Raw genomic sequence first — 6348 nt, forward strand, 5'->3', positions numbered from 1 at the left:
TCCGCTGCTGCGTGGCGCCCGGATCACCGCGCCCGGCAAGTACGGCTTCGAGGTGGTCGACGACGGGCGCCACGCAGCAGCGGATTGGCGTGCGAGCGGATGGCCACCGCGCTGCCGACCGCGTCGGTCACCTCCAGCCGGTCGAACTCGGCGGTCGACTCCTCGGTGAGCAGCACGGCCGCCGCCGCGTCGGCGCAGTCCGACACCGCGGTGCGCAGAAAGGACGGCGAGCTGGAACCCGCCACCCGGATCGCCGAACCGGTGGCCGAGACGAACTCGCAGTCCTCGAAGGTGCCGCGGGACCGTTCGGAGACGACCACCCCGCCGCCCTTGGTGCGCAGCGTCCGGCACCTGCGCAGCAGCGGGTCGGCGCCCGCGGACAGCGCGATGGCCGGCCCGGTGGTGCCGGAGACCGTGACGTCCTCGACGGTGGGGCGGGACGCGCTGGTGAGATAGACGCCCACCGTCGTGTCGCGGACGGTGCAGCGGGAGACGTACGTGGTGCTGTTGCCCTCCAGGGCGATGGCGGGCTTGTCGGTGGCGGTGATGTCGCAGGACTCGATGGAGCCCTGCGATTCGCCGTTGGCGAGCACGCCGTTGCCGCGGGCGTCGCGGATGCGGCAGCCGCGCACCGTCGAGCGGGCGCCCTCACTGAGGACGACACCGGAGGTGCCGAGGTTTTCCAGCACACAGTCCTCGATGACGCTCGCCACCTCGGAGGTGTCCACGATCCCGGCGCCCTCGCGGTTGGTGACCCGGCAGCCGCGCATGGCCAGCGAACCGGTCTGCCGGGCCAGCACCGCCGTCCAGCCGGAGCCGATCACCGTGCAGCCGTCCATGGCCACTTGCCCGCGCGGCGCGTCCACCACCGCCACGTCCTCGCTGCCGCCGCGCAGCGTCAGGTCGGTGAGCATCACCGCGTCCGCGACCAGCGTCAGCGCGGTGCCGCGGCGCGGGCAGATCTCCACGCTGCCGGGCTCGCCCTCGGCGACGAGCGTGACCCGGGTCTTGACGGTGAGGTTTTCCGGGTAACGGCCGGGCCGGACATGGATCACCGCTCCGGTACGTGCCGTGGCCAGCGCCTCACCGATCGTCCGGAAACTCTCCGGTTGCTCCGGGCAGACCGTCAGTACCTGCCGTGACACGCTCGGACCTCCTGAATTGATGGTGCCGTGAACAATGCCCGGACCGAGCCGAGTTGGCGGCCGGGCTTCCCCTATCATGCGTGGCATGCGAAGCGATCGTTACCACCGCGCCTCTGTGACTCTCGCGGTGGCAGCCGCTCTTCCCGCGCTCATGATGTCCACGCCCGCGCAGGCCGATGAGGACGACCCGGTCAGCCTGCCCGCGCTCCGCTCGCGCGTCGCCGCCGACGAGAGCTGCGCCACCGCGTCGCACAAGACCGCGGAGCAGCAGCCGTGGACGTGGCAGGCGTTGCAGCTGTCCCGGGCGTGGCAGCTGTCGAAGGGCGCGGAGGTGACCGTGGCCGTCGTGGACACGGGCGTGGGTTCCGACCTGCCCGCGCTCGACGGCCGGGTGACCCAGGCGGGAGACGCGGGCGTCGACTGCGTGGGGCACGGGAGCTTCGCCGCGGGCCTCATCGCAGGAGCCCCCAGTGGCAAGGGAGCGGTCACCGGTGTCGCGCCGCGGGCCCGCATCCTGGCCGTCAGGGCCACCGACGCGCGTGGCAACACCACCGCCCAGCAGGTCGCGGACGGCATCAGGACCGCCGTGGACGAGGGCGCGGACATCGTCTACACCGGGCAGGCCCTGGCCGTGGGCAGGAGCCAGTTGACCCAGGCGGTCGCCTACGCCACCGCCAAGGACGTGCTGGTGATCGCCCCGGCCGCGCCGGACATCGCCCCCGAGGGCGCCGATGGGCGCCCCGACCCGCGGGCCCGCGCCTACTGGCCCGCCCAGGTCCCGCAGGTGCTGTCGGTGGTGGACTACGGGCCGAGTGGCGGCCGTCCGGAGAAAGCCGCGGCCCCCCTCGCCCCGGACCTGGCCGCCCCCGGCGACGCCGTGGTCGGTATCGGGCCCAAGGGCAGTGGCCACTACATCGGTTCCGGGTCGTCGCTGGCCGCCGCGCATGTCGCGGGGGCCGCTGCGCTGATCCGCTCGTACCACCCCGAGCTGTCCGCCGCCGAGGTCTCCCGGCGGCTGACCGAGGCCGCCTACCCCGGCGAGGCCCCGCGTCTGGACACCTACGCCGGGTTGACCGTGGTCCTCGGCGACGGCACACGGGGCGAACCGAAGGCCGCCGCCGCCCATGTCCCGCCCGCCGCGGCCAGGACGCCGCGGGTACGGGCCCTGCTGATCGCGGGCGTGGCCGGGGCCGTCGTCCTGCTGGTGGCCGCGGCCGCGTTCATCGTGCCGCGCGGCAAGGCCCGCGGCTGGCGCCCGGCCGGATAGCCCTGGCGGGTTCCGGCACGGTGGTGCCGGTGCACGGAGCGAGCTCCGCACACCGGCACCGCGACCGCCGCCCGATGTCATGAATCCTCCGTGCCCATCAGGGCCGTCTGGATCTGGACGCTCTTGCGCCGGGCGATCCGCAGACCCCGTCCGGGCGGCAGGATCCGCCCCTTGACGTTGCCGAAGAGGTAGCCCTCGGTCGGCGGGCAGGACAGCAGGATCCCGGGGGTGTTGACCTCCTGGAGCCGTCGCATCAGCGGGTCGTTCAGGCCCCGGCCCGCGCCCGCCGCCGAGCGGGCCACGATCATGTGCAGCCCGACCTCGTACCCCAGCGCGAGGAAGTCCGTCAGGCCCTCGAAGGGCTGGTTCAGCGGTCCGCCGCCGCCCACCATGTCGTAGTCGTCGACCAGGACGAACAGCCGCGGCCCGGTCCACCAGTCGCACAACCGCATCCGGGACGGGGCGATGTCCGGGCCCGGCATCCGGGTCTTCACGGCCCGCGCCGCGCCCCCGACCAGCTCCTTGAGCGCGTCCAGCGAGACGGCGTGGCCCAGCCGGTACTCGTCGGGGACCGCCTCCACCAGCTCGCGGCGGTAGTCCACGACCATGATCCGGGCCTCGGCGGGGGTGTACCGGGCCATGATGGACTGCGCGGCGAGCCGCAGCAGGTTGGTCTTGCCGCTCTCGGTGTCGCCGACCACGATCATGTGCGGATTGGCGCTGAAGTCGTGCCAGACGGTGCCCATCCGGTCCTCCTCCAGACCGAGCGGCATCCGCAGATCGCCCTCCACGGGCGGCAGTTGGGCGGCCGGAAGCTTCGTCGGCAGCATCCGCACCGGGGGAGCGGGCGGGCCCGACCAGTGCTCGCGCACCGCCGCGACCAGCCCGGCCACGCCGTCCGCGAGGTCGTCGGCCCCCGCCACGCCGTCGATACGCGGCAGCGCCGCCAGATAGTGCAGCTTGGACTCGCGGGTCAGACCACGGCCCGGGATCCGGGGCACGCCCGCCGCCTTGCGCACATCGATGCCCGAGTCCATCGGGTCGCCCATGCGCAGCTCCAGCCGGGTGGCGGCCTGGTCGCGCACCGCCGAGGACAGCTCGACCCAGCGGGCGGTGGTGACGATCAGGTGGACGCCGTAGTTGAGGCCCCGGCCCGCGATCGCGTTGAACGTCGGGATGTGCTGGTCGTACTCCTGGCGGACCGTGGACCAGCCGTCGATGACGAGGAAGACGTCGCCGTGCTTCTCCTCGGGGAACTCCCCGGCCGCCCGGCGGCGCCGCAGCGTCGCCATCGAGTCGATCCCGTTGTCCAGGAAGAACCGCTCCCGGTGCGCCAGCACCGTGGAGACCTCGGCGATCACCCGGCCGACCCGCTCCTGGTCCAGCCGGGCCGCGACCCCGCCGACATGCGGCAGGCCCACCAGACCCGCGAGGGTGCCGCCACCGAAGTCCAGGCAGTAGAACTGCACTTCGCGCGGGGTGTGGGTGAGCGCAAGCGAGGTGATCAGCGTACGGAGGAGGGTGGACTTGCCACTCTGCGGGCCGCCCGCGACGGCGACATGGCCGCCGGCCGCCGAGAGGTCCACCCGCAGTTCGTCCCGGAGCTGGTCGAAGGGCCGGTCCACGACGCCGACCGGGACCGACAGCCGTCCCCGTCTGGTGAGATCCGTGACCGTCAGCCCGTACTCGGTGTGCGGTGCCAGCGACGGCAGCAACTCGTTGAGCGGCGACGGATCGGTCAGCGGCGGCAGCCACACCTGATGCGCGGGCGGCCCGGCGTCCCGCATCCGGTCCACGGCCACCGACAGCAGCGACTCGCCGTCCCCGGCCTCGTTGTCGTCGTTCTCGTTGGGCTTTTCCGGCTCGTCCGGCGGAAGGTCGGGCAGCTGCCGCGGCACCACCCAGCCCGCCGTCCACGGCACCACCTGACTGGCCACCCGCGCCTGGTGCGCCGAACCGCTGCGCCGCCGGTACGGGCCCGAGACATAGGCCGCCCGGAAGCGGGTCAGCGCCTCCACACCGGTCTTGATGAAGCCGCTGCCCGGGGTCGGCGGCAGCTCGTACGCGTCCGGCACGCCCAGCACGCCCCGGCTCTCCATCGCGGAGAACGTGCGCAGCCCGATGCGGTACGACAGATGGCTTTCCAGCTGGTGCATCCGGCCCTCGTCCAGGCGCTGCGAGGCGAGCAGCAGATGCACCCCGAGGCTGCGGCCGAGCCGGCCGATCATGACGAACAGCTCCATGAAATCGCGGTGCGCGGAGAGCAGTTCGCTGAACTCGTCGACCACCACGAACAGGCTCGGCAGCGGCGTCAGCGGTGTGCCGTCCGCCCGCGCCTTCTCGTACTCCAGGGCCGAGGTGTAGTTGCCCGCCGCCCGCAGCAGCTCCTGACGCCGCATCAACTCCCCGTGCAGCGCGTCCTGCATCCGGGAGACCAGCGCCACCTCGTCCGCGAGGTTCGTGATCACGGCGGAGGTGTGCGGCAGCTCGTCCAGGCCCAGGAAGGTCGCGCCGCCCTTGAAGTCGACCAGCACGAAGTTGAGCGTTTCCGAGGAGTTGGTCAGCGCCAGGCCCAGCACCAGGGTGCGCAGCAGCTCGCTCTTGCCCGAGCCGGTCGCGCCGATCAGCATGCCGTGCGGCCCGGTGCCGCCCTGCGCCGACTCCTTGATGTCCAGCTCCACCGGTACCCCGTCGGAGCCCACCGCGATCGGCACCCGCAGCCGGGCGGATCCGGTGCGCCGCCCCCACAGCGTGGGCGGCTCATGGCGGTACAGGTCCGGGATGCCCAGCAGCGAGGTCAGCTCCACGTCGGCGGCCAGCGGCTCGGCCGACTCCGTGGCCATGCCCATCCGGTACGGGGCGAGCCGCTTGGCCAGCGACGCGGCGACGGCTGTGCTCAGCCGGTCGGGCCGGCCGAGGAACGTCACCTGCTCCTTGCGCTCGCGGTCCGTACGCACCAGGTTCATGGTCTCGTCGGCGACCTCGAACCGCAGCGTGGCACGCCCCGGCCGCCAGGGCAGCTCGCCGGTGAGGTCGAGCACCACCGCGTTGCGGTGGCCGGGCCCCTCCATACGGTGCCCGCCGGGCGGCGCGACGCCGTCCAACACCACGACCGTGTACGGCTCCTCACGGCCGGCCGTCGCGTCCGGGTCGAACGGCGGTCGCTCCTGGAACTCGCCGCCGAGCAGATCGTCCAGCTCGTTCACCGACGACAGGACCATCCGTACGGAACCGGCCCCGTCGCTCTCCTGCGCGTGCAGATTGTGCGGCAGCCACTTCACCCAGTCCCACTCGGCCCGCCGCTCGTCCGTCGTGACCACCGCGATCCACAGGTCCTCGGGCGAGTGCAGCACGGCCAGTTGGGCGAGCATCGCCCGGGTCAGCTCCCGGGTCCGGTCCGGATCCCCCCGGAACAGCACCCGCGCCCAGGTTCGCAGATACACCGCGATGGGCTGGTCGGGGACGGTGGAGTAGGCACGGATGAAGCTGCGCAGCGCGTGTGCGGTGAGCGGTTCCAGGTCCTCCACCGGCTTGGTGGACAGCGGCGAGAGCCGGAGCCCCAGCTTCTGGTCGCCGACCGCGACCCGTATCTCCCCGAAGTCCGGGTCGGCCGGGCGCCGTTCCCACAGCCGGGTGGTGCCGACCAGCGACCACAGCGCGGTCGGCTCCGGATGACGCCACAGCAGGGCGCGCTGCTGCTCCACCACGGCGGCCCGGACCTTCTTCCGGGTCTGCCGCAGATAACGCAGATAGTCCCGCCGCTCGCCCTTGAGCTTCTGTTTGCGCTCGCTGCTGCGGCGCATGAACTGGCCCACGATCATGGCGGCGGCGGAGACGACCATCATGCCCAGGGCCAGGTACATGAAGGCACCGCTCTTGGAGCCGCCCGGCCTCATGTACATCAGCATCATGGAGACCGACATCAGCGCCATCGGC

The 6348-nt window shown here is 72.7% G+C and carries 2 protein-coding genes and 1 pseudogene; 1 reads left to right on the forward strand and 2 read right to left on the reverse strand.

Translation table 11 applies throughout. The features are described from left to right. Positions 1–62: 62 nt before the first annotated feature. A pseudogene (locus CCN51_RS59500) lies at positions 63–1145 on the reverse strand (right-handed parallel beta-helix repeat-containing protein); the annotation flags it as partial. 85 nt (positions 1146–1230) lie between these two features. On the opposite strand from CCN51_RS59500, the gene CCN51_RS47835 reads away from it, so the two are divergent. Further along, positions 1231–2412, forward strand: a complete 1182-nt coding sequence (locus tag CCN51_RS47835; protein WP_238545315.1) for a S8 family serine peptidase — start codon at positions 1231–1233, stop codon at positions 2410–2412. Between the two features lie 77 nt (positions 2413–2489). On the opposite strand, the gene eccCa is transcribed toward CCN51_RS47835, so the two are convergent. After that, positions 2490–6348 (reverse strand): type VII secretion protein EccCa (eccCa, locus tag CCN51_RS47840; protein WP_086861026.1); only part of this gene is annotated, 3859 nt, incomplete at its 5' end.

The sequence above is a fragment of the Streptomyces milbemycinicus genome, from assembly GCF_002154605.1.
In the GTDB taxonomy this organism is placed as follows: Bacteria; Actinomycetota; Actinomycetes; order Streptomycetales; family Streptomycetaceae; genus Streptomyces; species Streptomyces milbemycinicus.

Bases quoted from the DNA above. Each gene is read 5' to 3' on its own strand.
- CCN51_RS47835 (WP_238545315.1), top strand. From the start codon at position 1,231: ATGCGAAGCGATCGTTACCACCGCGCCTCTGTGACTCTCGCGGTGGCA.